General features: G+C 71.0%; 22 protein-coding genes. 6 read left to right on the plus strand and 16 right to left on the minus strand.

What is annotated here, in order from left to right; genetic code table 11:
- The coding region (locus tag D7V77_RS24795) for a hypothetical protein (protein ID WP_199733860.1) at positions 1 to 970 on the plus strand (970 nt) is incomplete at its 5' end.
- Between the two features lies 1 nt (position 971).
- On the opposite strand, the gene dusA is transcribed toward D7V77_RS24795, so the two are convergent.
- The 4 genes from dusA to D7V77_RS24815 all read right to left on the minus strand — a co-directional run bounded on the left by dusA (position 972) and on the right by D7V77_RS24815 (position 5,493).
- Positions 972 to 1,973: a tRNA dihydrouridine(20/20a) synthase DusA gene (dusA, locus tag D7V77_RS24800; RefSeq protein WP_120578776.1), complete on the minus strand. Its 1,002-nt coding sequence runs from the start codon at positions 1,971 to 1,973 to the stop codon at positions 972 to 974.
- Positions 1,974 to 2,052: 79 nt separating this feature from the next.
- Positions 2,053 to 2,583 (minus strand): hypothetical protein, encoded by a 531-nt coding sequence (locus tag D7V77_RS24805; protein WP_120578777.1) that lies wholly within the window; start codon positions 2,581 to 2,583, stop codon positions 2,053 to 2,055.
- 84 nt (positions 2,584 to 2,667) lie between these two features.
- The gene (locus tag D7V77_RS24810; RefSeq protein ID WP_120578778.1) at positions 2,668 to 3,639 is read right to left on the minus strand and encodes a squalene/phytoene synthase family protein; all 972 of its coding nucleotides are present in this window, start codon (positions 3,637 to 3,639) and stop codon (positions 2,668 to 2,670) included.
- Between the two features lie 138 nt (positions 3,640 to 3,777).
- The gene (locus tag D7V77_RS24815; RefSeq protein WP_120578779.1) at positions 3,778 to 5,493 is read right to left on the minus strand and encodes a dipeptidase; all 1,716 of its coding nucleotides are present in this window, start codon (positions 5,491 to 5,493) and stop codon (positions 3,778 to 3,780) included.
- 236 nt (positions 5,494 to 5,729) lie between these two features.
- Between D7V77_RS24815 and D7V77_RS43850 the strand changes: the two genes are divergently transcribed.
- A complete protein-coding gene (locus D7V77_RS43850; RefSeq protein ID WP_158624492.1) occupies positions 5,730 to 5,885 on the plus strand; it encodes a hypothetical protein in 156 nt (51 codons plus the stop codon).
- A gap of 28 nt (positions 5,886 to 5,913) precedes the next feature.
- On the opposite strand, the gene acs is transcribed toward D7V77_RS43850, so the two are convergent.
- The gene (gene acs, locus D7V77_RS24820) at positions 5,914 to 7,866 is read right to left on the minus strand and encodes an acetate--CoA ligase (protein ID WP_120578780.1); all 1,953 of its coding nucleotides are present in this window, start codon (positions 7,864 to 7,866) and stop codon (positions 5,914 to 5,916) included.
- 63 nt (positions 7,867 to 7,929) lie between these two features.
- On the minus strand, positions 7,930 to 8,412 hold the full coding sequence (locus D7V77_RS24825) for a hypothetical protein (protein WP_233597204.1): 483 nt from the start codon (positions 8,410 to 8,412) through the stop codon (positions 7,930 to 7,932).
- Between the two features lie 73 nt (positions 8,413 to 8,485).
- Here D7V77_RS24825 and D7V77_RS24830 point away from each other — a divergent pair, with 73 nt between their 5' ends.
- The 4 genes from D7V77_RS24830 (at position 8,486) to D7V77_RS24845 (ending at position 15,078) form a co-directional block, all read left to right on the plus strand.
- The gene (locus tag D7V77_RS24830) at positions 8,486 to 8,908 is read left to right on the plus strand and encodes an NUDIX hydrolase (RefSeq protein ID WP_120529920.1); all 423 of its coding nucleotides are present in this window, start codon (positions 8,486 to 8,488) and stop codon (positions 8,906 to 8,908) included.
- Positions 8,909 to 8,929: 21 nt separating this feature from the next.
- Positions 8,930 to 10,348: an RIP metalloprotease gene (locus tag D7V77_RS24835; RefSeq protein WP_120578782.1), complete on the plus strand. Its 1,419-nt coding sequence runs from the start codon at positions 8,930 to 8,932 to the stop codon at positions 10,346 to 10,348.
- Between the two features lie 163 nt (positions 10,349 to 10,511).
- A complete protein-coding gene (locus D7V77_RS24840) occupies positions 10,512 to 14,312 on the plus strand; it encodes an ATP-binding protein (RefSeq protein ID WP_120578783.1) in 3,801 nt (1,266 codons plus the stop codon).
- 85 nt (positions 14,313 to 14,397) lie between these two features.
- The gene (locus D7V77_RS24845; RefSeq protein ID WP_120578792.1) at positions 14,398 to 15,078 is read left to right on the plus strand and encodes a hypothetical protein; all 681 of its coding nucleotides are present in this window, start codon (positions 14,398 to 14,400) and stop codon (positions 15,076 to 15,078) included.
- A 9-nt stretch (positions 15,079 to 15,087) separates the two neighbouring features.
- On the opposite strand, the gene D7V77_RS24850 is transcribed toward D7V77_RS24845, so the two are convergent.
- The 10 genes from D7V77_RS24850 to uppS all read right to left on the minus strand — a co-directional run bounded on the left by D7V77_RS24850 (position 15,088) and on the right by uppS (position 25,185).
- The gene (locus D7V77_RS24850; RefSeq protein ID WP_120578784.1) at positions 15,088 to 15,750 is read right to left on the minus strand and encodes a molybdenum cofactor biosynthesis protein MoaE; all 663 of its coding nucleotides are present in this window, start codon (positions 15,748 to 15,750) and stop codon (positions 15,088 to 15,090) included.
- Between the two features lie 24 nt (positions 15,751 to 15,774).
- Positions 15,775 to 17,583 carry a PKD domain-containing protein gene (locus D7V77_RS24855; RefSeq protein WP_120578785.1) on the minus strand — a complete coding sequence of 603 codons (1,809 nt, stop codon included), beginning with the start codon at positions 17,581 to 17,583 and terminating at the stop codon, positions 15,775 to 15,777.
- An 11-nt stretch (positions 17,584 to 17,594) separates the two neighbouring features.
- Positions 17,595 to 18,314 carry an MXAN_2562 family outer membrane beta-barrel protein gene (locus D7V77_RS24860; RefSeq protein ID WP_120578786.1) on the minus strand — a complete coding sequence of 240 codons (720 nt, stop codon included), beginning with the start codon at positions 18,312 to 18,314 and terminating at the stop codon, positions 17,595 to 17,597.
- Positions 18,311 to 19,363, minus strand: coding sequence for an MXAN_2561 family MXYO-CTERM-anchored protein (locus D7V77_RS24865; protein ID WP_120578787.1), 1,053 nt, complete (start codon positions 19,361 to 19,363; stop codon positions 18,311 to 18,313). Before D7V77_RS24865 ends, D7V77_RS24860 begins: the two co-directional genes overlap by 4 nt.
- 126 nt (positions 19,364 to 19,489) lie before the next feature.
- A complete protein-coding gene (locus tag D7V77_RS24870) occupies positions 19,490 to 20,521 on the minus strand; it encodes an aspartate-semialdehyde dehydrogenase (protein WP_120578788.1) in 1,032 nt (343 codons plus the stop codon).
- Positions 20,522 to 20,588: 67 nt separating this feature from the next.
- Positions 20,589 to 21,332, minus strand: coding sequence for a tRNA (adenosine(37)-N6)-threonylcarbamoyltransferase complex dimerization subunit type 1 TsaB (gene tsaB / locus D7V77_RS24875; protein ID WP_120578789.1), 744 nt, complete (start codon positions 21,330 to 21,332; stop codon positions 20,589 to 20,591).
- A gap of 22 nt (positions 21,333 to 21,354) precedes the next feature.
- Positions 21,355 to 21,837 (minus strand): septal ring lytic transglycosylase RlpA family protein, encoded by a 483-nt coding sequence (locus tag D7V77_RS24880; protein ID WP_120578793.1) that lies wholly within the window; start codon positions 21,835 to 21,837, stop codon positions 21,355 to 21,357.
- 10 nt (positions 21,838 to 21,847) lie between these two features.
- Positions 21,848 to 23,479, minus strand: coding sequence for an RIP metalloprotease RseP (gene rseP / locus D7V77_RS24885; protein ID WP_120578790.1), 1,632 nt, complete (start codon positions 23,477 to 23,479; stop codon positions 21,848 to 21,850).
- A gap of 84 nt (positions 23,480 to 23,563) precedes the next feature.
- Complete coding sequence (locus D7V77_RS24890; RefSeq protein ID WP_120578791.1) at positions 23,564 to 24,391, minus strand: phosphatidate cytidylyltransferase; 828 nt, start codon at positions 24,389 to 24,391, stop codon at positions 23,564 to 23,566.
- On the minus strand, positions 24,388 to 25,185 hold the full coding sequence (gene uppS, locus D7V77_RS24895; protein WP_120578794.1) for a polyprenyl diphosphate synthase: 798 nt from the start codon (positions 25,183 to 25,185) through the stop codon (positions 24,388 to 24,390). The genes D7V77_RS24890 and uppS overlap by 4 nt, the downstream gene beginning before the upstream one ends.
- Positions 25,186 to 25,353 lie beyond the last annotated feature (168 nt).

Consider the following 25,353-nt stretch of genomic DNA (forward strand, 5'->3'; position numbering starts at 1 on the left):
GCCCACGGCCACCGCCCGGCCGCTCCACCTGGCGAAGCCGGAAGCCATCGAGTTCGAGTTCGGCCGGCCCCAGGCCACCGCCTGCAACTGTTTCAAGGGTGATGCCAGCGCGCAGGACGGGGGCGCGTGCGCCACGCCGCGCTTCGGCACGTACCTGCTCGCGCTGACGTGGGCCCCCACCTTCTGCCGGACCCATCCGGACAAGGAGGAGTGCGAGCACCTGGAAGGCACCTTCGGCGCGACGCACCTCACGATCCACGGACTGTGGCCCCAGTTCAACGACGAGGAGGCGCGAGAGCTCAACTGCACCTATCCGGCATTCTGCGGCGGGCTCTGCGAATGCCAGGGCAGCAATGCCCCTTCGAAGTGCTTCCCCGACCCCGCCACGATTCCACACGCCATGGGCACCTACGGGCCGGGCTTCATCACGGACAACTACTTCCTCGCGAACCACGAGTGGCCCAAGCACGGCAGCTGCACGGGAATGGACGCCCGGACCTACTTCCAGAGCACCATCGACGCGCTGCTGTCATTGCCGGGCGACCAGGGAACTCCGGCCGCGCTCACGGACAACGTCGGCGGGAGCGTGGCGCTGGAGAACCTGCGCGCCGCGTTCGGACAGCGCGACAGCGTCGCCTTCTCTTGCGACCCGAAATGCAACCTCCTGGAGGTCGGCGTCTGCTTCTCCGTGGATGATCAACTGCGCCCCTCGGCGCCCATGGCGTGCCCGACGAACGTCACCAGCGGCGCCTCCAACAACTGCGCGGGCAATGGCCCGCAGCCCCGCTGCCCCATGGTGAAGATCCAGGCCGCGGTGCCCTTCGACAGCGGCGGGGGCGGAGGCGGCCCGTCCTCCACCTGCGGACAGCCGGGCCAGGGCCCCGCGTGCACGAATGATCAGCTCTGCCAGAACCAGGGCTGGGTCCGCTGCGCGCGCTCCGGGTGCTGCACCACCGTGCCCAAGCGCTGAATCAGGCCACGGCCTGGAGGTCGGCGTCGCGCGGCACCTTCGCGGCGGCGGTGCGCACCACCTCCGGGCTCGCGCCGTCCTTGTGGGCGTTCTCGCTCAGGTGCCGGCGCCAGGCTCGCGCGCCGGGCAGTCCCTGGAAGAGGCCCAGCATGTGCCGGGTGATGGCGCCCAGCGGCGCCCCCTGGCTCATCTGCGTTTCGATGTACGGCAGCATCGCGTCCACCACCTCGTGCCGCGTGAGGGGCGCCTGCGTGCTCCCGAAGAAGCGCCGGTCCGCGTCCGCCAGCAGGTACGGGGATTCGTAGGGCGCGCGGCCCATCATCACGCCGTCCACGCGGCCCAGGTGCTCCGCCGCCGCGTCCAGCGTCTTGATGCCGCCGTTGAGGCTGATGTCCAGGTGCGGGTACTCGGCCTTGAGCCGGTGCACCAGGTCGTAGCGCAGGGGCGGCACGTCCCGGTTCTCCTTGGGAGACAGGCCCTGCAGCCACGCCTTGCGCGCGTGCACGATGAAGCGCGTGCAGCCCGCGGCGGAGACGCGCTTCACGAAGTCCTCCAGCGTGGACCACTCCTCCAGGTCGTCGATGGCGATGCGCGACTTCACCGTCACGGGGATGCGCACCGCTTCGCGCATGGCGGCGACACCGCGCGCGACGAGGTCCGGCTCCGCCATCAGGCACGCGCCGAAGCGGCCGGACTGCACGCGGTCGCTGGGGCAGCCCACGTTGAGGTTGATCTCGTCGTAGCCCCACTCCTCGCCAATGCGCGCGGAGGCGGCCAGGTCCGCGGGCTCCGAGCCGCCCAGCTGAAGGGCCACCGGGTGCTCGGCGGGCGTGAAGCCCAGCAGGCGGTCGCGCTTGCCATGCAGCACCGCGCCCGTGGTCACCATCTCCGTGTAGAGCAGCGTGTGACGGGAGATGAGCCGGAAGAAGTACCGGCAGTGCCGGTCCGTCCAGTCCATCATCGGCGCGACACACAGCGGCATGGGGTAGGCCAGGGCAGTCATCGCCCTACCCATATCCGGACTCCCGCCGTCCGCCCAGGGTCTCCCGAGGCTCCCTCTGGAAGCAGGCGGACGACCGGGCTCAGGCGGTAGGGCCGAGCACCACGCCCTGCTCCGCGAGCCACGCGTCCACCAGCCGCTGGCCGGCGTCCGTCAGGGTGAAGCCCAGCCCGGCCCACTGCTGGCCGTTGAGCATCACCACCTGCCCCAGCGCGCGGGCGAAGGCCACCTCCGGAGCCGCCTGCTTGAGCAGCGCGCCCGCGTAGTGGTGCAGGAACAGGTCGAAGTTCTTCGCGAAGTCCGGGTGCCCGGGGAGCGAGTCGCTGCGCGTGTCCGCCGACACGTCATACGTCTGGATGACCGCGCCGAAGCCCAGCACGTCCACCAGGAACGCCTGCATCCGGTCCTTGCCGCGCACCCGCCCGGGCAGCCACCGCTCCGGCCCCGCCGACGTCTGGAAGGTCCACAGGCCGCGTTGACGCGTGGCGGCGAACGGCAGCCCCCCACCCCGCCGCTCCACCTGGACCGCCCGGCGCTGCACCCGCGGAGGCGAGCTCTCCGAACGCGCGGGGAAGTAGACGATGACCGCCGGTGTGGAGCGGGCGCAGTTCATGGGGGACACGACTCCAGAGGGGGAACACCTGCACCGGAATTATCCGGCGCGGACGCCCTGGAGTTGCTTCCCGGTCAACGCTTTTCAGGGGCCGCCCGGCATGGGCCCGGCGAGCGCCTCCACGGCTTCGGGGAGCGTGCCCCGTTCGAGCGCGGCGTGGAGGGTCATCATCTGGGCGGTCACCACCGCGCGCGACACCTTGGCGCCCGCGCCGTCGCGCACCAGCAGCTCCAGGGTGGCCTGGGCCAGGAGCAGCGGCAGCGTGGTGAAGGCGAGCATGTCCCGGGGCGCTCCCGCCAGGAACAGCGAGCGCACGTAGCGCGCCGCGGCGATCAGGTCCTGGCCCGCGAGCTGCTCCACGTCCTGGAGCTGCACGCCGTCCGGAAGCCACACGCGGCCCTCCTTCCGGTCCTGGCGCGCGTCCTTGAGGATGTTGACCAGCTGGAGCCCCTCTCCGAACAGCGGGGCCAGCGAGCGCAGGTTCGGCGCGTACAGCGCGAGGCGCGGATCCAGGACGAACAGCTCCGTGAGCAGCTCCCCCACCAGTCCCGCCACGATGTAGCAATAGTCACGCAGGGACTGGAGCGACCCGAGCTTCAACAGTCCGTCCTCGGACGCACCGGCCAGCACCTGCCCCATGCCCTGCACCGTCTTCAGCACGAAGTGGCGCAGGATGGCGCCGGCCTCCGGGCGCAGGGCGTCCAGGCTCGCCAGCAGCGTGGGCGTGCGCGCGAGCAGGTCCAGGTAGCCCGCGTTCTCGCTGGGGCGGCGCGACAGCCATTCGCGCGACAACGCCCCGGCGTCCGTGCCCGGCTTCTCCTGGAGCAGGGCTTCGAAGGCGGCCAGCGCCTCCCGCCGCTCGTCGCGCGTCCAGGGAGCGGCGTCCTCCAGCGTGTCGGCGACGCGCAACAGCAGGTAGCCCAGGCCCACCTCGCGGCGCAGCGGCTCGTCGAGCAGCGGGATGGCGAGCGCGAACGTGCGGCTGGTCCGCACGAGGAAGTCCGTCAGTTCGTCATCCCGGAACGGAAGGGCCGTCGCGGTGGGGGCGTCACTCAAGGAACCGTCCTCCGGGCACGGGCGTGCCTGCCGCCCGCGCCCTCACTGCCACAAGCCATCCACCGACACACGCGAGAACGTGCGAGCCCGGCGCGCGGGGCCAGGACGGACACCGCGCGCCCGGGTTTTACCGGTGCTTCAGGGCGCCGGAGCGACCGTGGGCTTCGGGGCCGCGGGCTGCGCGGGAGCAGCGGGCTGGGCCGGCGCGGCGGGGGCGGCGGGCTTCGGCTCCGGCTTCTCGTGCGACTCCAGGATCTTGCCGTTGTCAGCCGCGATGCGGCGGTACCACGCGTCCGGGTAGCGTGGGTGGCCCACCTTGCCCGTGTTGTCGCGCACGTTGCCGTCGATGTACTTCACGAGCAGCTGCTCACCCAGCTTGCGCCAGCGCGCGTGCACCTTGTCGCCCTGCTGCAGGGAGTACTCGGTGAGGTACTGGCGGGCCTGCTCCGGCGTCCGCTTGTAGAGCACCTGCGCGATGCTCTCGATGTTGGCCTGGTCCGCCAGGAACTGGCCCTCCAGGTCCCCCTGCGCCTTCTGCACGTCGACAATCATGTCGCTCCAGCGCCCGTAGGCCTGGTTCGACACCCAGTTGAAGACCCAGAAGGACGAGTCCCAGGAGAACTCGCCGCGGCTGGCCACGCCCTGGGAGAAGTTCTTCGGCACCTGCCGGATGCCCGCGTACATGGGCGTGTAGACGGTGGTGAAGGTGTCATCCACGCCGAACCAGAGCACTCCGCCAATGGCGTCCGGCAGCGTGGAGCGCATCTGCGCGACGAAGGAGAAGCCCGTCTGCTGCGTGGAGATGGCGCGCTCGTGCACGTAGCTCTTGCCGTCCACGTCCCACGTCATGGGGCGCCAGCGGTAGGGCACCGCATAGGGCCCCGCGCCCACGTCCTTGGACATGTCCAGCGGCGTGCCCTCGAAGTGGTCGCGCATGAGCGCCATGGCGTCCTGCACGGACACCTTCTTGTCCGGCTTCACCCACAGGGGCAGCCGCTTCGTGGTGTCCGCGCCGTCCGCGAACTCCACGCCCAGCTTCTGGGACGGGGCCGCGCGGCGGAAGATGCTCCACACGCGCGCCTCGCTGAAGCGCTGCCCGCCGAAGTCCAGCGGGTGGTACGTGTCCGCGAAGCTGAAGTCCTTGTCCGCGCCCGTGTACCAGCCCTTCGCGCGCGCGAAGGAGATGACGTCCGGCGAGTACAGCGTGGTGGCGCTGTCGTTGAGCGGGAACTGGCGGATGCGCGACTGGTTGGCGTGCGCGGAGATGTAGCCGTCCGGCAGCTTGCGGGCCACCCACACCGCGCCCTTCTGCCCCTCGCCCTTGCCAATCATCTCCAGGAGCCACGCCTCCTTGGGGTCGGCGATGGAGAACGTCTCACCGGTGGACGCGTAGCCGTACTCGGCGACCAGGTCCGTCATCACCTGGATGGCCTCACGCGCCGTCTTCGAGCGCTCCAGCGCGATGTAGATGAGCGAGCCGTAGTCGATGATGCCCGAGGGCCCCTCCAGCTCCTTGCGGCCCGTGAAGGTGGACTCGCTGATGGACAGCTGGTGCTCGTTCATGTTGCCCACCACCGAATAGGTGGTGGCCGGCTGCTTGATGCGGCCCAGGAACTTGCCGGTGTCCCACTCCATGACGTCGCGCATGGAGCCGGCCGCGTGGCGGCGGGCGGGCGTGTAGTACAGCTCGCCGTACAGCTCGTGCGCGTCCGCCGCGTAGGTGATGAACGTGGAGCCGTCCGTCGTGGCGCCCTTCGTCACCAGCATGCTGGTGCAGGCGTCCGCGACAACGGGGGCGACGAGCACCGCCGTCAGCGGCAGCGCGGTGAAGAGGGTCGAAGGGAATCGGTTCATGGCGGCGCAATCTAGCAGGACCGCCGCCCGCTGCCCGCCCAGACAGGTTGCCCGGCACCCGAGCGCCCGGGCCCCGGCAGCCCTGCCGCATGACGCCATGCGAGAAGCCGATGGCCGTTGAGCCCCGCGCTACTTCCCGGCCCCCACGTTGGATGGCACCCGCCGTGAGGGGACGCTAGGGTTGCCTTTTCCTGCCCGGGGCGTTCCGAACCCCAGGGCTCCCTTTGGAGGAAACCGTGACGGAGATCGTGGTGGGCCTGGTGGTGTTCTTCGTCCTCACGGTCGTGCTCGGCCCCGCCCTGTGGAGCTCCCGCATCTGGTGGAGCAAGGCGGACCGCGAGCAGGTGAAGGACAAGCACGGCCGCCCCCAGAAGGGCCCGAAGGACGCCTAGGGGACGGCCGGCTTGCGGTACCTGGCGGCTACTCGTCGTTCTGGCGCAGCGCCGCCAGCACGTTGAGGTCCTCCAGCGTGGTGGTGTCCTGCGAGGACTGCTTGCCCGCGGCCACGTCGCGCAGCAGCCGGCGCATGATCTTCCCGGAGCGCGTCTTGGGCAGCCCTTCCGCGAAGCGGATGACATCCGGCCGCGCGATGGCGCCAATCTCCTTGCCCACGTGCACGGCCAGCTCCTTCTTGAGCGCTTCCGAAGGCGCGTTGCCCTGTTTGAGCGTCACGAAGGCGACGAGCGCCGTGCCCTTCAGGTCATCCGGGCGGCCCACCACGGCGGCCTCGGACACCTTCGGGTGCGCCACGAGCGCGCTCTCCACCTCCGCGGTGCCCAGGCGGTGGCCCGCCACGTTCACCACGTCGTCCACGCGCCCCATCAGCCACACGTAGCCGTCCGCGTCCGTGCGCGCGCCGTCGCCGGTGAAGTACATGCCGGGCAGCTCGCTGAAGTACGTGTTCACGTACCGCTCCGGGTCCCCGTACACGGTGCGCAGCATGGACGGCCAGGGCTTCGTCACGAAGAGCAGCCCACCCTGCCCCTTGGGCACGCGCTTGCCGTCGCGGTCGAGAATCTCCGCGTGGATGCCGGGCAGCGGGAACGTGGCGGAGCCGGGCTTGGTGGGCGTGGCGCCGGGCAGCGGTGAAACCATGATGCTGCCCGTCTCCGTCTGCCACCACGTGTCCACGACCGGGCAGCGCCCCCCGCCGATGACGTCGCGGTACCACATCCACGCCTCGGGGTTGATGGGCTCGCCCACGCTGCCCAAGAGGCGCAGCGAGGTCAGGTTGTGCTTCTTCACCGGTTCGTCGCCCAGGCGCATGAAGGCGCGGATGGCGGTGGGCGCGGTGTAGAGGATGGTGGCCTTGTAGCGCTCGATGATGTCCCAGAAGCGGTCCGGGCCCGGCTGCGTGGGCGCCCCCTCGTAGATGATGGTGGTGACGCCGTTCATCAGCGGGCCGTAGACGACGTACGTGTGGCCCGTCACCCAGCCCACGTCCGCGGTGCACCAGTAGACGTCGTCATCGCGCAGGTCGAACACCCAGCGCGTGGTGAGCGACGCGTTCATCGCGTAGCCGGCCGTGGTGTGCAGCACGCCCTTGGGCTTCCCGGTGGAGCCGGACGTGTAGAGGATGAACAGCGGGTGTTCACTCTCCACCCACTCCGGCTCGCAGACGTCGGACTGGCCCTTCACCAGCGCGTCCCAGGCCAGGAACTTCGGACCTTCGGGCAGCTTGCCGTCACCGGTGCGGGTGAGGACGATGACCTTCTCGATGCTGGGAGCGTTCGGGAGCGCGGCCTCCACGTTCTTCATCAGCGGCACCACCGCGCCCTTGCGCCAGCCGCCGTCCGCGGTGAGCAGCACCTTGGCGCCCGCGTCCTTCATGCGGTCCTGGAGCGCTTCCGCGGAGAAGCCGCCGAACACCACCGAGTGCACCGCGCCCAGCCGCGCGCACGCCAGCATCGCGACGGCGGCCTCCGGCACCATGGGCAGGTAGATGCCCACGCGGTCGCCCTTCTTCACGCCCAGCGACTTGAGCCCGTTGGCCAGCCGGTTCACCTGCTGGGACAGCTCTCCGTAGGTGAGGGTGCGGCGGTCGCCCGGCTCGCCCTCGAAGAGGATGGCGGGCTTGTCCTTGAGCTTCGGCAGGTGCCGGTCCAGACAGTTGTAGGCGAGGTTGGTCTTCCCCTCGACGAACCAGCGCGCGTGGGGCGGCTTCCAGTCCAGCACCGTCTGGAAGGGTTCCTTCCAGTAGAGCTCCTCGCGGGCGCGGTCGCCCCAGTACTTGTCCGGATCCTTCGCGGCTTCGTCCCACAGCCGCTGATAGTCCTGCATGTCGCGGATGTGGGCCCGCCGGGAGAAGTCCTCGGGCGGGGGGAAGACGCGGGACTCGGTCAGGACCGAGACGATTTCCTGCGGGTCTGCCATGGGCGTTCCTCCAGCTGGAGCGTGGGAACAGCCCCCATGTTGTAGGAAGCCCTTCTCGCTATCTCAAGGGTTCCCTTCGCAGCGGGTGTTCCCCTGAACGCCGTCGAAGCGGATCCACAGCTCGCAGGTGCAGTCCGTGTTGTTGTTGGCGTCGTAGGCCAGCCGCATCTGCCCGCTGAACTTCGTGGCGCACACGGTGGTCGCGTCCAGGTGCACGCGGACCTGGTCGAGCAGGCACTCATTCGTCCCGTCGACGGTGGTGCTGACGTTGGCCACGCTGCCATCGGCGGTGAAGGCCTCGCCGTCCTCCAGGACGTAGCCGAGCAGCTGCATGTTCTCCACGCCGAAGTCCGCGCGCACCACGCGTCCGGCGATTTGAAGATTCAACTGGAGGTTGCCCTGGAACTTCGCCAGGAGGTCGCAGTCGTCGCGCAGCGTCTCCGTGGGGATGAGCTCGTACACGCCCTCGTTCTGGCTGTAGGGCAGGCAGCCCGCCAGGGTGGAGGCCAGGAGGGCGGTGAGGCTGAGGCGTCGCAGGGTAGACACGGCACGCACCATCGCCCACGGGAGGCATCCGGAACGGGCGCTCGCCAGGGGGCTTTGGGTAGAGTGCGACGCCATGCCTGAATACCGCAACCCCAAACCCACCGTGGACTGCATCATCGAATTGTCCGGAGAGCGCATCGTGCTCATCCGCCGCGCGAACCCGCCGGTGGGCTGGGCGCTGCCGGGCGGCTTCGTGGACGAAGGTGAGCCCCTGGACAAAGCGGCCATCCGCGAGGCCAAGGAGGAGACGGGCCTGGACGTGACGCTGGAGGAGCAGTTCTTCAGCTATTCGGATCCGAAGCGCGACCCGCGCCTGCACACGATTTCGACGGTGTTCATCGCGAAGGCGACGGGCGAGCCGGTGGGCGCGGACGACGCGGCGGAGGCGAAGACGTTCACCGTGGACGCGCTGCCCAAGGACCTGTGCTTCGACCACGGCACCATCCTGTCCGACTACCTGACGTACAAGCGCACCGGGAAGCGCCGCAAGCTGTAGGCGTAGGACGGGCCTCCACGGATGCACTACCTGTTCGTCCTCCTGGCGCTCGGAGCGCTGCTCATCGTCCATGAGCTGGGGCACCTGGTGGCCGCGCGCCTGTTGGGCGTGCGGGTGCCGCGCTTCACCGTGGGCTTCGGGCCGCCGCTGCTGTCGTTCCGGCTGGGCGGGACGCAGTTCGTGCTGGGCGCGGTGCCGCTGGGCGCGTCCGCCAATCTTCAAGGGATGAACCCGCACCGCTCCGCGGAGGAGGACACGTCCGGGTTCGGCACGCTGGGGCCGCTCAAGCGGATGGCCATCATCCTGGCGGGGCCGCTGGCGAACTACGCGGTCGCGCTGGGGCTCTTGTTCGCGCTGTATTCGTCCGGGACGCACGTGGTGGTGCCGCTGACGGTGGGCACGGTGCTGCCGGGTTCGGAGGCGGCGCGGGCGCAGCTGTTGCCCGGAGACAAGCTGGTGGCCGTGGCCGGCAAGCCGCTGGCGAGCTGGTCCGACTTCGTCGCGCGGGTGGCGGACGGGGTGGGCGGGCAGCTGGAGCTTTCGGTGGACCGGCACGGCGAGCCGCGCACGGTGACGGTGAGGCCCCGGGCGGACGAGCGCGGCGCGGGGCGCATCGGCGTGAGCCAGCAGTACGTGTTCCGCACGCACGCGCCTGGAGAGGCGTTCACCCAGTCGCTGGTGCACACCGGGCGCGTGGCGTCCGAGGCGCTGTCCACGCTGGTGGCGATGGTGCGCGGGCCGGAGGTCGCGGGCAAGGCCGGGCCGGGCGCGATGATGCGCCAGGAGTCGTCCGACGTCGCGTCGTCCACCGCGTCCGGGACGGATGCGCTGGTGCGCGCGCTGGTGGCGGCGTCCGTGGCGCTGGCGATGCTGACGCTGGTGCCGGTGCCGGGACTGGATGGCGGCCGGGTGCTGCTGCTCGCCATCGAAGCGGTGAGTGGCCGGCGCATCCCGCCTCGCGTGGAGACGGTGGCGCAGACGGCCGGGTTCCTCTTCCTGTCCATTGGCATCGTGGCCACGGCGGGCGCGGAGATCCGCCGCGCGCTGCCGTCGTCAGAGGCTCCTCCCCCTGGCGTGAAGGCCCCCGCTGTCGCGCCCGTCGCCACGCCCGCGACTGTCGTCCTGGATGCGGGCGTCCTCGCGGTGGCGAGCCCCGCGCCGGTGGCGCCGAAACCCGTGGCCGTGGCGCCCGCGGTTCCAGATGCCGGGACGTCCGCGACCGTTGTCGTCCCCAAGGTGCAGGACGCAGGCACGGTCGTGTCCGCCACCGCGCAGCCGGATGCAGGGACATCCGTGTCCGCCGTTGCGCCTCTGGATGCAGGGACGTCCGTGTCCACCGTTACTCCTCTGGATGCAGGGACGTCCGCGTCCGCCGTCGCGCCTCTGGACGCGGGGACGTCCGCGCAACCGGCGCGCGTCGTGACGCCGTTGCCTCCCTGAGGCGTCCGTCCGCCTGCTCCACTGCCCTCCTTCCAGGAAGCGGAGCCATTGTTGGATGGCAGGTGCCGCACGGTCGCAATCCACCTCGGTGATTGCACGACCGCGTGTGCGCCAATAGAAGCCCAAGGCTTCTGCCACCTCGCGCCGCCCATCAGAGATCCGCATGATCCAGCCCCCGCCCCCCGTCATCCCCCCTTCCGAGGAGCGCCACTTCGCGGGCGGCGGTGAGATGGGTGAACTGGTGCGCTCGTTGGACTGGTCGCGCACGCCGCTGGGTCCGTCACGCGACTGGCCCGTCAGCCTGAAGACGATGGTGGGCGTCGTCCTCCACAACCGGTTCCCCATGCTCATGTGGTGGGGCCCGGAGATGATCCAGGTCTACAACGACGCGTACCGTCCGGTGCTGGGCCGCAAGCACCCCGGCTCCCTGGGCGCGCCGGGCGAGACCATCTGGTCGGAGATCTGGGACGTCGTCGGCCCCATGGCCCGGGGCGTGCTCAATGGCGGCCCCGCCACCTGGAGCGAGAACCTGGCGCTGTTCCTCAACAGCCGGGGGTTCGTCGAGGAGACGTTCCACACGTTCTCGTACAGCCCCATCCCCGACGAGCAGGGCGGCGTGGGCGGCGTGCTCGTCACCGTGCGGGAGACGACGCAGGAGGTGCAGTTCGACCGGCAGCTGCGCATGCTGCGCGACCTGGCGGCCCGCTCCGCCGACGCGAAGTCCCCGGAGCAGGCCTGCCTCACCAGCCTGGACGTGCTCGCGGGCAACGACCTGGACCTGCCGTTCTCCCTGCTCTACCTGCTGGACGCGAACGGCGACACCGCGCGCCTCGCGGGCAGCAGCCGGTTGCCCGACACCGTCCTGGCCGCGCTGCCCACGCAGCAGTCCCTCTCCTCCGAGTCCGGCACCGACTGGCCCTTCGCCGAGGCCGCCCGCACCGGTGACTCCGTCATCGTGAAGGACCTGGGGCAGCACCTCCACGCCCTGCCCGGCGGCCGCTGGAACACGCCGCCATCGCTCGCCGTGGTGCGCGCCCTGACGCAGCCCGGCCAGTCCCGGCCGTCCGGCTTCCTCGTGGGCGGCGTCAGTCCCCGGCGGCTGCTCGACGCGAGCTATCACGCCTTCTTCCAGGCCACCGCCGAGCAGGTCGCGGCCTCGGTCGCCAACGCGCGCGCCTACCAGGCAGAGCGTCAGCGCGCGGAGGAACTCGCCGCGCTGGACCGCGCGAAGACGGCCTTCTTCAGCAACATCAGCCACGAGTTGCGCACGCCGCTCACGCTGCTCCTGGGTCCCACCGAGGACGCGCTCGCCAGTCCCGAGCGAACACTCCAGGGCGACCCGCTGGAGACGGTGCACCGCAACGCCGTGCGCCTGCGCAAGCTGGTCAACACGCTGCTGGACTTCGCGCGCATCGAGGCCGGGCGCGTGCGCGCCGCCTACGAGCCCACCGACCTGGCCGCCCTCACCGCCGGGCTCGCCAGCGCCTTCCGCTCCGCCATCGAGCGCGCGGGCCTGGTGCTCGACGTGGACTGTCCGCCTCTGCCGGAGCCGGCCTGGGTGGACCACGAGATGTGGGAGAAGATCGTCCTCAACCTCGTCTCCAACGCGCTGAAGTTCACCTTCACCGGCACCATCACCGTGGCGCAGGCGCTGAAGGACGGGCACATCGAGCTGCGCGTCACCGACACCGGCACCGGCATCCCCGCGCACGAGCTGCCCCGCCTCTTCGAGCGCTTCCACCGCGTGCACGGCGCCCGCGCGCGCTCCCACGAAGGCTCCGGCATCGGCCTGGCGCTGGTGCATGAGCTGGTGCGGCTGCACGGCGGCACCCTCACCGTCCAGAGCGAGCTGGAGCGCGGCACGACCTTCACCGTGTGCATCCCCACGGGCTTCGCCCACCTGCCGCCGGAGCACGTGACGTCCGCGAAGAGCCAACGCTCGCTGCCCGCGGGCGCGGACCCCTACGTGCGCGACGCGCTCGGCTGGCTGACGGACATGCCATCCCCGCCGGCCAATGACCACGGGACGCCCCCAACCCTCGACCCGGCGTCGCTGGGGATGGAGGAGCGCGGGCGCGTGCTGCTCGCGGACGACAACGCGGACATGCGCGAATACGTGGGCCGGCTGCTCGGCGCGCACTGGACGGTGGAGGCGGTGGCGGACGGAGAGTCCGCGCTCCAGGCCGCGCTCGCCCGGCCTCCGGACCTCATCCTGTCCGACGTGATGATGCCCCGGCTGGACGGCTTCGGGCTGCTCCAGGCCCTGCGCGCGGACGAGCGCACCCGCACGGTGCCCGTCATCCTGCTGTCCGCCCGCGCGGGCGAGGAGGCCCAGGAAGAGGGCCTCAACGCTGGCGCGGATGACTACCTGGTGAAGCCCTTCTCCACCCGCGACCTGCTCGCGCGCGTCACCGCGCAGCTCACGCGCTCCCGGCTGCGCAAGCTGGAGGCCGCGCACGGCGAGCGGCTGGCGCGCATCTTCCAGCACACGCCCGTGGGCATCGCCATCCTGCGCGGCCCGGAGCACGTCTTCGAGTTCGCCAACCAGAACTACCTCAAGCTCGTCGCCAACCGGGACGTGACGGGCAAGGCCATCCGCGACGCCCTGCCGGACCTGGCGCGCCAGGGCATCTACGAGTTGCTGGACGGCGTCTTCACCACGGGCGAGCCGTACATCGGCCGCTCCCTGCGCGTCGTCTTCAACGACGGCCCGGACCAGTCCGCGCGCGAGGTGTTCTTCGACTTCGTCTACCAGCCCATGAGCGACGCGAAGGGCCAGGTGGAGTCCATCATCGTGGTCGCCTTCGACGTGACGGAGCTGGCCACCGCGCGCCGCGAGGCGGAGGCCGCCAACCGCGCCAAGGACGAGTTCCTCGCGATGCTCGGCCACGAGCTGCGCAATCCCCTGGCCCCCATCCTCACCGCGCTCCAGCTGATGCGCCTGAGGGGTGAAACGGCGGCGGTGCGTGAGCGCACGCTCATCGAGCGGCAGGTGACGCACCTGGTGCGCATGGTGGACGACCTGCTGGACGTCAGCCGCGTCACCCGGGGCAAGGTCACCCTCAAGCGCGAGCGCGTCACGCTCACCGACGTGGTGGCGAAGGCCATCGAGCAGATCAGCCCGCTCATCGACCAGCGCCAGCACACGCTGGAGGTGGACCTGCCTGACCGCGGCATGGACCTGAACGGCGACCCCACGCGCCTGGCGCAGGTGTTCGCCAACCTGCTCACCAACGCCGCCAAGTACACGGAGCCGGGCGGCTTCCTGGCCGTGACGGGCACGCGCGAGGGCCGCGAGCTCGTCCTCAGCGTGCGCGACACCGGCGTGGGCATCGCGCCGGAGATGCTGCCACGCGTGTTCGACCTCTTCGTGCAGGAGCATCAGGCCCTGGACCGCTCGCAGGGCGGATTGGGACTGGGGCTCGCCATCGCGCGGAGCCTGGTGACGCTGCACGAAGGCGCCATCAGCGCGCACAGCGCGGGCCGCGGCCGCGGCAGCACCTTCACCGTGCGCCTGCCCGCGCTGGAGGCGGAAGCCCCCGCCGCGCTGCCCACGCCGCAGCCCGGCGCGCTCGTCCCCCAGGAGCCCACCTCCGTGAGCGCGCGCGTGCTCATCGTGGACGACAACCGGGACGCGGCGGACGTGCTCTCCGAGTCCCTGGAGTTCTTGGGCTGCACGACGCGCGTCTCCTACGACGGCCCCAGCGGCCTGGAGGCGGCGAAGGAGTTCCGCCCTGAAATCGCGCTCCTGGACATCGGCCTGCCGGTGATGGACGGCTACGAACTGGCCCGCCTGCTGCGCCAGCAGGAGGAGCCCCGTCCCCTCAAGCTGGTGGCGGTGACGGGGTACGGCCAGGAGTCCGACCGCCAGCGCTCCAAGGCCGCGGGCTTCGACGCGCACCTGGTGAAGCCGCTGCACTTCGAGACGCTGGAGGCGCTGCTCAAGGACCTGACGGGCGCCTGAGCAGCAGGCCGCCCGTCGTCCAGGGGACGTCCAGCCTCACGAAGCCGGGCCGGGCGGCGGCCAAGGCCTTATGCTCCGGCCCGACATGCCCACGCCTTCCGCGCCCTCCGCCTCCGTGGCGGACGGCGGACTCTTCTGCGAGCTGTACTGGGGCACCTCCCTGGCGGAGGCCTGGAGCTATGGCCCCGAGCTGGGCCAGGTCCACGCCGCGCCCGACGAAAAAGCCCCCCTGCCCCTCTACGGCTTCACGCTGCCGGAGGAGCCCTTCCTCCTCGCCGAACGCACTCCGAAGGGCTGGCGCATCCACGTGCCGCCGTCCGCCCGCGTGGAGAAGAGCCTCAAGGGCCACGACTTCCAACCGGTGGGCCCCGACGAGCTGACGGGCGCCCCGGGCCGCACCGCGGTGGAGCTGTGCGAGGGCATGACGCTGCGCCTCGTGGAGGGCGAGCTGAACCTGCTGCTGCAGCCGTCGGTGGTGAAGGAGCGCGCGGGGCGCTTCCGCGTGCGGGACGTGGCCTGGCTCATCACGGTGGCCATCCTCTTCCTGAGCGCGCCCGTCGCCTTCCTCGTCATGGGGCCGGATCCGGCGCGCATGGCCGCGAACAACGCGCGGGCGCTGCAGGTGGCCCACGACAAGGAAGAGGCGCGGCGCAAGGCCATGGGGTTGGACAAGCCGATGAAGCCCATGACGGAAGCCGAGCGCGCCACGCAACAGCAGGACGGCGGCGTGCGTGTCACCGTCCCGGCGAGCTTCGGCGTGCGCTAGGACGCGGGCTCAGGGCCCCAGGCCCACCCAGACCTCGCCGTCCTCGAAGTACTCCTTCTTCCAGATGGGCACGTCCTGCTTGAGCCGCTCGATGGCGTACTCACAGCCCAGGAAGGCCTCCTTGCGGTGCGCGGAGGCCGCGGCGATGACGACGGCCAGCTCGCCCGGCACCAGCGTGCCCACGCGGTGCATGATGGCCAACCGCGTCCCCGGCCACGTGCGCGCCACCTCGTCGCCAATCTCCGTGAGCTTCGCCTCCGCCATGGGCGCGTAGGCCTCGTACTCCAGCCGGAGCACGCGCCGGCCCTTCGTCTGGTCGCGCACGGCGCCGGAGAACGTCACCAGCCCGCCCGCCCCTTGCGAGGCCACCGCGTCCACGACCTCCGCGAGCTGGAGCGGCCGGCCCACCACGGAGAAGAGGCGCGGCGCCCCACCGGCCACGGGCGGAATCAACGCCAGCTCCGCGTCCGGCGCCACCGGTGAGTCCAGCCCCACGAACTGCTGCTGCACCGCCACGCGCAGGTGCGGCAGGAGCGGCGCCAGCGGCGGATGCTTCGAGGCGAGCAGCGCGAGCACGTCCGAGACGCGCGCCCCGGGCGGCACGTCCAACGACTCGCGGGACAGGCCCGCGCGCTCGCGGGCCGCGGCGAAGTACAGCACCGTGACGGACATGGCCTGCCTCCTGCTTGCGTGTCCCTAGCGCTCGCGCAGCACGACGCGGCCCTGGAGCCGCCCGCCGCCGTCCACCGGGGAGAAGTCGAGGAACCCGTACTCGAAGGGGGTGAACTTCTCCAGGAGCGCCGTCACGAAGAGCTGGCTCATCAGGAGCTTCGCCGTCGCGACGCCCGGCACCGAGCGCACCCCGGCGAGGTCCGCCCGCAGCTGCCCCATGTCCACCATCAGCGACAGGTGGCCCGGCCCGAACGCCTCCGCGCCGAAGCGCGTGCGCAGCGTCTTGCCCACGTCCCCCAGCTCGCGGCCGTTGAGCACCTCGCCCGCCTCCAGCGTGGCGCGCTCCGGGGTGAGCGAAAGCGACACCGGCTGCTCCATGAGCCGCGTGCGGAAGCGCGTGGTGTTGCCCTGCGCCTCCTTCTGGAAGACGAGCCCGTTGTCCTGCAGCTGCTTCTGGATGAGCTGGAGCACCGGCGGCACGGACGCGAGGCCCGCCTCCATCACCACCGTCCCCTTGGGCGCGGGGCGCTGGTCCTGGATGAAGCTCCGGAAGAAGGCCGCCGCGTCGAAGTAGACGAGCATCGTCACGTCGCCGCGCAGCGCCTTGAGAAGCGGCTCCGCGTCCAGCCCCTGCTTGCGCCAGCGCTCCAGCGTCCGCTGCCGCCGGGGCGACTCCGGCGAGCCGAACACCAGCCGCGCCAGCTCCTCCGGAGGCACCGACAGCTGCGCCGCCGCCACCGGCCCCACCGCCGCGCGTCCCAGCAGCTGCGACGCCGGCCCCCGCGCGCCGCCCAACAGCGGCCGGGACGAGGCCAGGAAGCCGTCCAGCTCCGCCTGGTCCGCCTGCACCGCGAGCGCGCCGAAGAAGCCGCGCACCGGCATGTCCTCCTTCTCCGCCTCCGGCACCGGCGGCGCGGAGAAGAGGAACACGCTGCCGTCGCGCACCTTGCCGCGCAGCTCCGCCAGGAGCGCGTTCTCGGAGATGCCCGGCCCGGACAGCGCCTCCACCTTGCGGCGCACGAGTTCCACGTCCGGAGACTCCGCCACCGCCAGCGCCTTCACCGTCTCCCCGGGCTCCGGCGCGTCCGGCGAATCCGGCACCGCGAGGTACACGTAGCCCCGGTCCGCGAAGAGCAGCATGGCGTTGCCACCGTCCACCGGCTCCACGCGCGCGCTGCCGTCCTCACGGGGCAGCACCCGGTGGCCGGCGCTCCGCAGCTCCCGCACCACGGCCGCGAGCGCCGCCCGCGAGTCCGTCACGCCCAGGAGCGCCACCACGCCGTCGAAGTCCGGAAGGAGGAAGAAGCCGAACCCCTCCTCGGGGTCCACCTCCGAGGGACCGGGCCCCAGGCTGCGCAGCAGCAGCGGCACGAGCGGCGTGTCCGCCAGCGTCTGGCGCATGTTGCCCTCGCCCACCAGCCGCCCGTAGAAGTTCACCAACCCCTCCACGTTGCCGCGCAGACGGGGCACCCACAGCACGGTCTGCGCGTCCTCGGGCACCGCGCGGAGCACCGGGCGCGGCACCACGGTGAGCACCACCCGGGCCAGCTCCTTGTCCCCGTCCAGCGCCCGCACGGTGTAGCGGCCGGCGGTGGCCCACGCGTGGCGGACGCCCGGCACCGTCTGGGGCGGCGTGCCGTCCCCGAAGTCCCAGGTGATGGAGGGCGCCTTCGGGGAGGTGGAGCCGAAGGCCTCCGGCACTCCCGCCTCCAGCGTGCGCTCCGGTCCCAGGTCCGCCCTCAGCCCCCGGCAGCCGGAGGCTCCCAGGCCCACGGCGGCCAGGAGAAGGAGGAACGGAAGCGGGGACGGGTGCGCGCGCGGTCGGGAGGCCATGGGCCTTTCGGTTAGTAGTCCAACGCCAGACCGAACATCCAGCGCCGGCTGCCCAGGTTCAGGCCCTCGCCGCCGAAGTTGTTCACATCCGCATGCGTGTACTCGGCGAAGAGGTACGAGTGGTTCACGCCCAGGTCCGAGTCGAAGTCGCGCGCGAAGCGCGGCTCCAGCACGTCCAGGAGGAACGACACGCCGGCGGTGCCTCCCCAGCCCCACTTGCCGCCGCTGCCCTTGCTGCCCTCCACCTCTTCCGTGGCGCTGCCCTTGGTCATCCACCAGGGGGAGTAGATGAGCCCCAGCTTGGCGTACGGCACCAGCGGGATGCCCCAGCGGAAGGCCGCGTAGTCGAACTTGTAGAAGGCGTTGAGCTGGATGGGCAGCACCTTCAGCGCCGCCTTGTCCGCCGCCGCCGAGCCGTCATCCAGCTTGGCGTCCGCGTACTTCTCCCCGTAGCCCAGGCCCAGGCCCAGGCCCGCCGTGCCGATGCCCTGGTAGAAGAAGCGCTGGAGCTCCCCCTCGACGAGCAGCAGCGACGTGTCACCGAAGGTGTCCTTGTACGGCGTGTTGCCGTTCAGGGCCTTCTCGGTGTCGATGCGCGGCTTGTAGCCGCCCGCGCGGAAGATGACCGCGCCCGTGCGCGGAGAGCGCGTGGGGATGGTCACCTCCTGCGCCACCGCCGGTACCGCCAAGAGAAGCGCCGCGACTCCCAGGCCCACAGCCGTGCTGCTCATGACACCTTCCTCCGAGACGACAGCCAGATGCCCAGGGCGGCCAGCACCGCGCCACCCGCGATGCCGCCGCCGGTCGCGGCACACCCGCCGCGCTCCTGACCGCCATCTTCCACATAGGCATCGAACAAACCATTGCTCTTCACGGGCGTCGCATCCACCTGGGCGGACCCCGTGCTCACGTTGCCCGCCGTGTCGATGATGGTCGCCTGGAGCCGGTACGTCACGCCATTCGTGAGGCCGTTGACGACGACGTTGCCCTCGCCGGATGCCTTGGTGACGCGCGTCACCGGCCCCGTGGTGCCCTCCAGCGCCAGCGCGCCCACCAGCCCCTGCCCGCCGTCCTCCGTGCCCGCGTCCACGTCCGTCCCGGCATCGGTGTCCGTCCCGGCATCGGTGTCCGTACCGGCATCCTCATCCGTCCCGGCGTCATCCGAGCCCGCCGTGGCCACCCTCGCCGCCTCCACCACGACGGTGGAGTTCGCCTCCGCGCCATCCACCTGCACCGACAGCGCCGAGTCCCGGGCGATGACCTTGGCGATGCTGGGCGTGGCGGGCGGCTGCGGGTCGTACTTCACCACGAAGGGGGGGCTGCCCACGTTGGAGAAGGTCTCCTGGCAATCCAGCCCCAGGCTGCCGCCCAGCCGCCGCGCGGACGCGCACAGCTTGAAGGAGATCTCCGTGTCCTGGGTGTCGCACGTCGTCACGGTGCCCGCGTCCGAGTTGCCGCCGCGCGCGGCGAGCGCCTCTCCCACGGTGAAGTCCACGACGCCGTTCGTCGCCGTGTTGGCCGAGTCGAGCGAAGCCAGGACCAGGTCCGTGGACGCGGGCCGCGTGCCGCAGGACCCCGTGGTCACGTAGAGATAGATCGAGTCCTCACAAGCACTCCCGCTGCGCTGCCAACTGAAGCGGCGCTCCTGGCCACATTCACTCTTGGGCACCGTGACGGTGTTGTTCGTGGCGGTGGACGAACTCGTGAACTGCACCGTGGGCCCCGTCTGGGCCACGGCCGTGGACGCGAAGAGCAAGAGGCCAATGAAGGGAAGGCGCATGGATGGGCTGGAAGCTAGCAAGGGCGGGGCCACCCTCAAGCCCCGTCCAGACGGCCTGTTTCCCAAGGAAAACCCCGGGTTCGCGCGCCAAACAGGCAAGGTGCCCCCGGGGGCTTTGCCAAAATGTCAGGAGGGGCGTTCCGCCAGCTTGAGGCCCGCGTCCACCAGGTGGGCGGCGGCCCGGCCGGCGTTGTCCACGGACGCGAAGAGCGTCACCCACTCCGGGGCCTGGGGGAAGGCGCGCACCCGGCCCACGTGGACGGCCGGGTCGCTCATCACCAGCATGGGCATGGGGTAGATGCGCTCGCCGGGGGCATCCAGCACCTTGAGGGAGGGAGACGTCTTCAGCGCGGCGCGCACCTGCTCCACGGGGCCCGGCTTCTTCAGCTGCACGTTCACGGTGAGGCCGTGGCCGTGGAAGGTGGGCACCTGCACGGCGGTGCCGGCCAGGACGGGCGTCTCGCCCAGGGCGGAGAACAGGCGCGCGGCCTCCAGCGTCCAGCCGCCCTCCTCTTCCGTCCACGGGCTGTTCACCATGAAGCCGCCCACCTGGGGCACCAGGTTGAAGCCCACGCGGTGCGGGAAGACCTGCGGCTCCGGCTCGCGGCCAGACAACAGGTCCGCGGTCTGCTTCTCCAGTTCGGAGATGCCGCGCACGCCCGCGCTGGAGGCGCCCATCAGCGCCGTCACCTGCGCGCGCACCACGCCGAACGCGCGGCGCAGCGGCTCCACCAGGTGCACGGTGGCGCTGGTGACGATGCCCGGAAGGCTCACCACCCGGCCCTTGAAGCTGAAGCCCGGCCCCAGGGCCTCCGTGTTGAAGCCCGGGAGGATGAGCGGCACGTTGCCGTCGTTCCGGAAGGCGCTGCTTGCGTCCACCACCCACGCGCCCGCGGCCTGCGCGGCCGGGGCCAGCTTGCGGGACGCCTCCGCGGGCGTGGCCAGCAGCACGACGTGGATGCCCCGGAAGGCCTCCGCCGAGGCGAGCTCCACCTCCAGCGTGTCCTCGCCGTACTCCACCTCCAGGCCCTTGGAGCGCTCCGAGCCGAAGGCCCGCACCTGCTCCATCGGCACGTCGCGCGCGTACAGATTGGCCAGCACCTCGCGGCCCACCACGCCCGTGGCGCCCACCACGGCAATCCGAAGGTTCTCTCTCATGACGCGCTCCTTTACGTCAGCGCCTCCGCCCACGCGAGCACGACGAAGCGCCCTTCAGGCGGAGGCTTCAGTCTTCCTTCAGCCGCGCCGTGGGCGCGGGGCCCGGCAGCGGCGGGAACTTCGGGTTGCGCTCCGGCTCGGAGGCGCGGACGTAGTGCGGCTCCAGGGCGAAGAGCGCCTCCTGGGAGTACGCCTCCGGCAGCCTCGCCAGCCGCCCCACCTCCACCGCGGACGGGAAGGCCGGGCCGGACAGCAGCCGGTGCGGCGCGACGCCGTGCTTCTCCAGCGCCTGGCGGTAGTCCGCGAGCGCGGGGCCCAGGGCCACGGCCTCCGGTTCGGCGGCCATGCGCTGGGCCACCTCCTCCGGTGACATGGCCGTCTCCGGCGCCAGCGCCTCCACGGCGAAGCCCACGCGGCGGTAGGCGCCCAGATAGAGGTCGTCCTTGCGCGCCACGGCGAGGCAGAACAGCGGCACGCCCTCCGGTCCCTCCAGCGCCACCGCCGCCAGCGATGACGCGCCGGCCACCTTGAGGCCCGTGGCGTACGCCAGCGCCTTCACCGTGGCCAGGCCGATGCGCAGGCCCGTGAAGGACCCCGGCCCCAGGCCCACCGCCAGCCCCTCCAGGTCCTTCAGCTTCAGGCCGTGACGCTGGAGCAGATCCCCGACGACGCCGGGCAGCGCCTCGCTCTGCTTCTCCGGCGGAAGCACCACCACGTGCTCCACGGCGCGCACGGCGTCCCCCTGGCGTTCCACCAGGGCAAGCGACAGCGTCAGCGTGGAGGTGTCCAGCGCGAGCAACACAGGCGACATCCCTTCTTTCGTTTCAAGGCACTCAGGCCGGAACGGCCCAGAACTCCACCGGCACCTGCGACACGCGGTCGCTGCCGCACCGGTACAGCCGCACGCGCGCCAGGCCCTTGTCCAGCATGCCCAGCTGCTTCGCCGCGGCCTTCGACACGTCGATGATGCGGCCGTCCACGAAGGGGCCGCGGTCGTTGACGCGCACCTCCACCTGGCGGCCGTTCTCCATGTTCATCACCTTCACGCACGACCCGAAGCGCTCCGTGCGGTGCGCGGCGGTGAGGGCGTTCTGGTTGAACTTCTCCCCGCTGGCGGTGGGCCGGCCGTGGAGGCCGGGACCGTAGAAGGACGCGACGCCCTCCCCCAGGTAGTTGCGGGGCATCTTCTCCCGGCGCGTCACCTTCGTTCCCCCTTCACCGGAAGAGGTCTCCGGCGGCTGGGGCTTCGCCGCGCGCGACGCACAGCCAGCGAAGAATCCCATCCCCAGCAGCAGGAGCGCGGTACGTCCTCGCATCATCACCTCGCTAGCGGGTCACGTCGTTGGTCACGGCCAGCAGCATCAGCAGGATGAGCAGCGCCAGGCCCACCATGTTCGCCACCTCGCGCACGCGCACGGGGATGGGGCGGCGGCGGATGCCCTCCCACGCGGCGGACAGCAGGTGGAAGCCGTCCAGCACCGGGATGGGCAGCAGGTTCATCACGCCCAGGTTGATGGAGATGATGGCCATCAGGTTGAGGAAGCTGTCCAGGCCCTGCTCGGCGCTCTTGGCGGCCAGCTGGTACATCATGATGGGGCCGCCAATCGTGCTGGGCGACACCTTGCCCACGAACAGCCCGCCCAGCACCTGCACCATCTGCCCGACAATCTTCGGGACGATGAGCGCGGCCTCCTTGAAGGCGGCGGCCGGGCCCAGGTCGATGGTCACCTTCTCCACCGGCGGCAGGTCCGCGCTGCTGTAGCTCCACGGGCGCACGCCGAACACCAGCGGGGCGCTCGTCTGGCCGTAGTCGTCGCGGGTCTTGAGCGGCGCCTGCGCAAGCTTCTCCGTGCGCTCACCCTGGGCACCGCGCCAGGTGAGCGTGAAGGGCTGGGCCTGCAGACCGTTGAGCACCGTCGCCAGCTTGTTGAAGGACTTCAGCGGCGTGCCGTTGATGGCGACGATGCGGTCGCCCGGAACGATGCCCGCGCCTTCCGCCACGCTGCCGGTGGCCACGCTCGCCACGTAGAGGTCCACCGCCTCCGCGCCCAGCGCCGCCGCGCCCTCGCCGGGCTGACGCGGCAGGGACACCTTCACCACTTCCGGCAGCCGGCCGGTGACGGCGCCCACGTCCACGGGGGCCAGGCGCGCCACGCTCAGCTCCATGGGGGTGCCTTCCGGCACCTTGGCCACCTCCCGGTAGAGGGCGGCCTCGTCCTGCACGTGCACGCCGTTGACGGACAGCACGCGGTCAAAGCTCTTCAGGCCCGCGGTGGCCGCGGGGGACGTCGGCGGCACGCCCACCACCGGCGGCTGCGGGTAGGGGCTCACGCCAATCATCCCGCGCTCGATGGTGTCCACCGGGGACACCTCCGAGCTCTTCTCCGGCGTCACCTCCACCACCTGCTGCTGCCCGTCGCGCTCCAGGGTGATGGGGACGGGGCGGTTGAACTTGCCGACGAACGCGTCGCGCATGTCGTCGAAGGTGCGGACCGGCTCGCCCTCCACGGACAGGATGCGGTCTCCGGGGCGGACGCCCGCGGCGGCGGCGGCCATGTCCGGCGACACCATGCCCACGCGCGTGGACAGCGTCTCCTGGGGCCCCAGGAAGACGAAGAAGTAGACCAGGATGGGGAACAGCAGGTTGAAGGCCGGACCCGCGAGCACAATCAGCCCGCGCTTCCAGGGCGGCTGCGCCAGGAAGCCGCGCGCGGCCTCTTCCGGCGGGAGCTCTTCGTGCGGAAGGTCTCCGGCCATCTTCACGAAGCCGCCCAGGGGCAGCAGCGCCACCTGGTACTCCGTCTCCCCCTTGGTGAAGCCGATGATCTTCGGTCCGAACCCGATGGAGAACTTGAGGACCTTCACTCCGCAGGCCTTGGCCACGAGGAAGTGGCCAAGCTCATGCACCGTGACGAGCACGCCCAGCAGGAGGATGAAGTACCCGAGGTTCAGGAGCATGGCCGGAAGAGTAATCGCGCCCCCCGGGGCGGACAACGCACAACGCACGCCGCAAGGCGGGCGGGCAGGCGCGAAATCAGGCACTTACGGCAGCAGGTGCCTCACGAACTGCACATAGACGAACACCAGCGGCGCATTGAAGATGAGCGCGTCGATGCGATCCAGCACGCCGCCGTGTCCGGGAATGAGCTTTCCGGAGTCCTTCACGCCGTACGCGCGCTTGAGCATGGACTCGCACAGGTCACCCACGGGGCCCAACAGGCCACCCAGGATGCCCAGCACCACACAGTCCCACACGGTGAAGATGGGGAAGAAGCCGAGCTTGGCGACGAACATGCCCAGCACGGAGCCGACCATGCCGCCGAAGAAGCCCTCCCACGTCTTGTTCGGGCTCACCGCGGGGTAGAGCTTGTGCTTCCCCAGGAAGCGGCCGGCGAAGTACGCCAGCGTGTCGTTGGCCCAGGTGATGGTGAGCGCGCAGATGACCCACGCGTGCCCTTCCGGCAGCAGGCGCAGCGCGGACAACGCGGTGAGGCCAATGGAGCCGTAGAGGAAGCCCGTGACGAGGTGCGCGGCCCGGGTGGGGGCCTCCGCGAGCACGCCCCGGAACAGGTTGTAGATCCACGCGAAGAAGAAGAAGACGGACGTCAGCCAGAAGGCGGCCTCGCCCGTGCGCGCGGCGTCTCGCAGCGGCAAGAGCGGCATCACGAAGGCGAAGGCCATGCCCACCCAGGCGGCGGCGCCCAGGCGCTTCTGCGTGATGAGGTAGTACTCGCCGGCGCACACGGCCGCGGCGGCACCCAGGAGGATGGCGCTGGAGTACCCGCCCAGGAACAGGAGCAGGAGCACCAGCGGCAGGAGGGTGACGCCTGTGACAACGCGGATGAGGAGGTTCTTGTTCTTCTCGTTCACGCCTTGGCCCGCTGGGGGGTGTCGTCCCGGTTGACCTGGGCGGACGTCAGACCGAAGCGCCTTTCGCGGCCCTGGAACTGCGACAGGCAGCGCAGGAACTCTTCGGTGCGGAAGTCAGGCCACAGGGCGTCGGTGAAGCACAGCTCGGCGTACGCCAGTTGCCAGAGCAGGAAGTTGGAGATGCGCTGTTCGCCGCTGGTGCGGACGATGAGGTCCACCGGCGGCAGTCCGGCGGTCCACAGCCGTGACTCCAGGTCATCAGCGTCCAGGTGCGCGGGGTCCAGCTCGCCACGGGCAGCGGCCTGAGCCAGGTCGCGCGCGGCGCGCAGGAGTTCCTCGCGGCCGCCGTAGGAGAGCGCCAGGGTGAGCACCATGCCCGTGTTGTGGGCGGAGTCCGCCCGGAGGCGCTCCAGCGGCTCGCGGACGTAGCGGGGCAGCTTGTCCACCTCGCCGATGGCGTTGAGGCGGATGCCGTTGTCGAGGATTTCCGCGCGCTCGGACTCCAGGTACTCGCGCAGGAGGTCCATGAGGCCGGCGACCTCTTCCGGCGGGCGGGCCCAGTTCTGGGAGGAGAAGGCGTAGAGGGTGAGGGCCTGGACGCCAACACGGCGGGCGGCGCGGGTGACTTCCCGGACGCTCACGCTGCCCTCGCGGTGGCCCTCCAGCCGGGGCTGGCCGCGAAGCTCGGCCCAGCGGCCGTTGCCGTCCATGATGATGCCCACATGGCGCGGGAGTGGCCGGGCCTTGACCTGGATCTCAAGGGCGGTGGGCAACACTGTGGGGGGGCGATCCATGAAGCCGCGCACCCTAGCGGCGGCGCCGCGTCGCGTCCACGGGCGCGTGGCCGCCCGGTCCCTCTGGGGTGTTGGATGGTCGCCTGCTGGGGTTGAACGGTTCGAGAGGGGACATGAACCCGGCTAAAGTGGTCTTCCATGAAAACTCCTCATGGGTGTCCTTCCTTC

This window comes from Corallococcus sp. CA041A (assembly GCF_003612075.1).
GTDB lineage: Bacteria > Myxococcota > Myxococcia > Myxococcales > Myxococcaceae > Corallococcus > Corallococcus exiguus.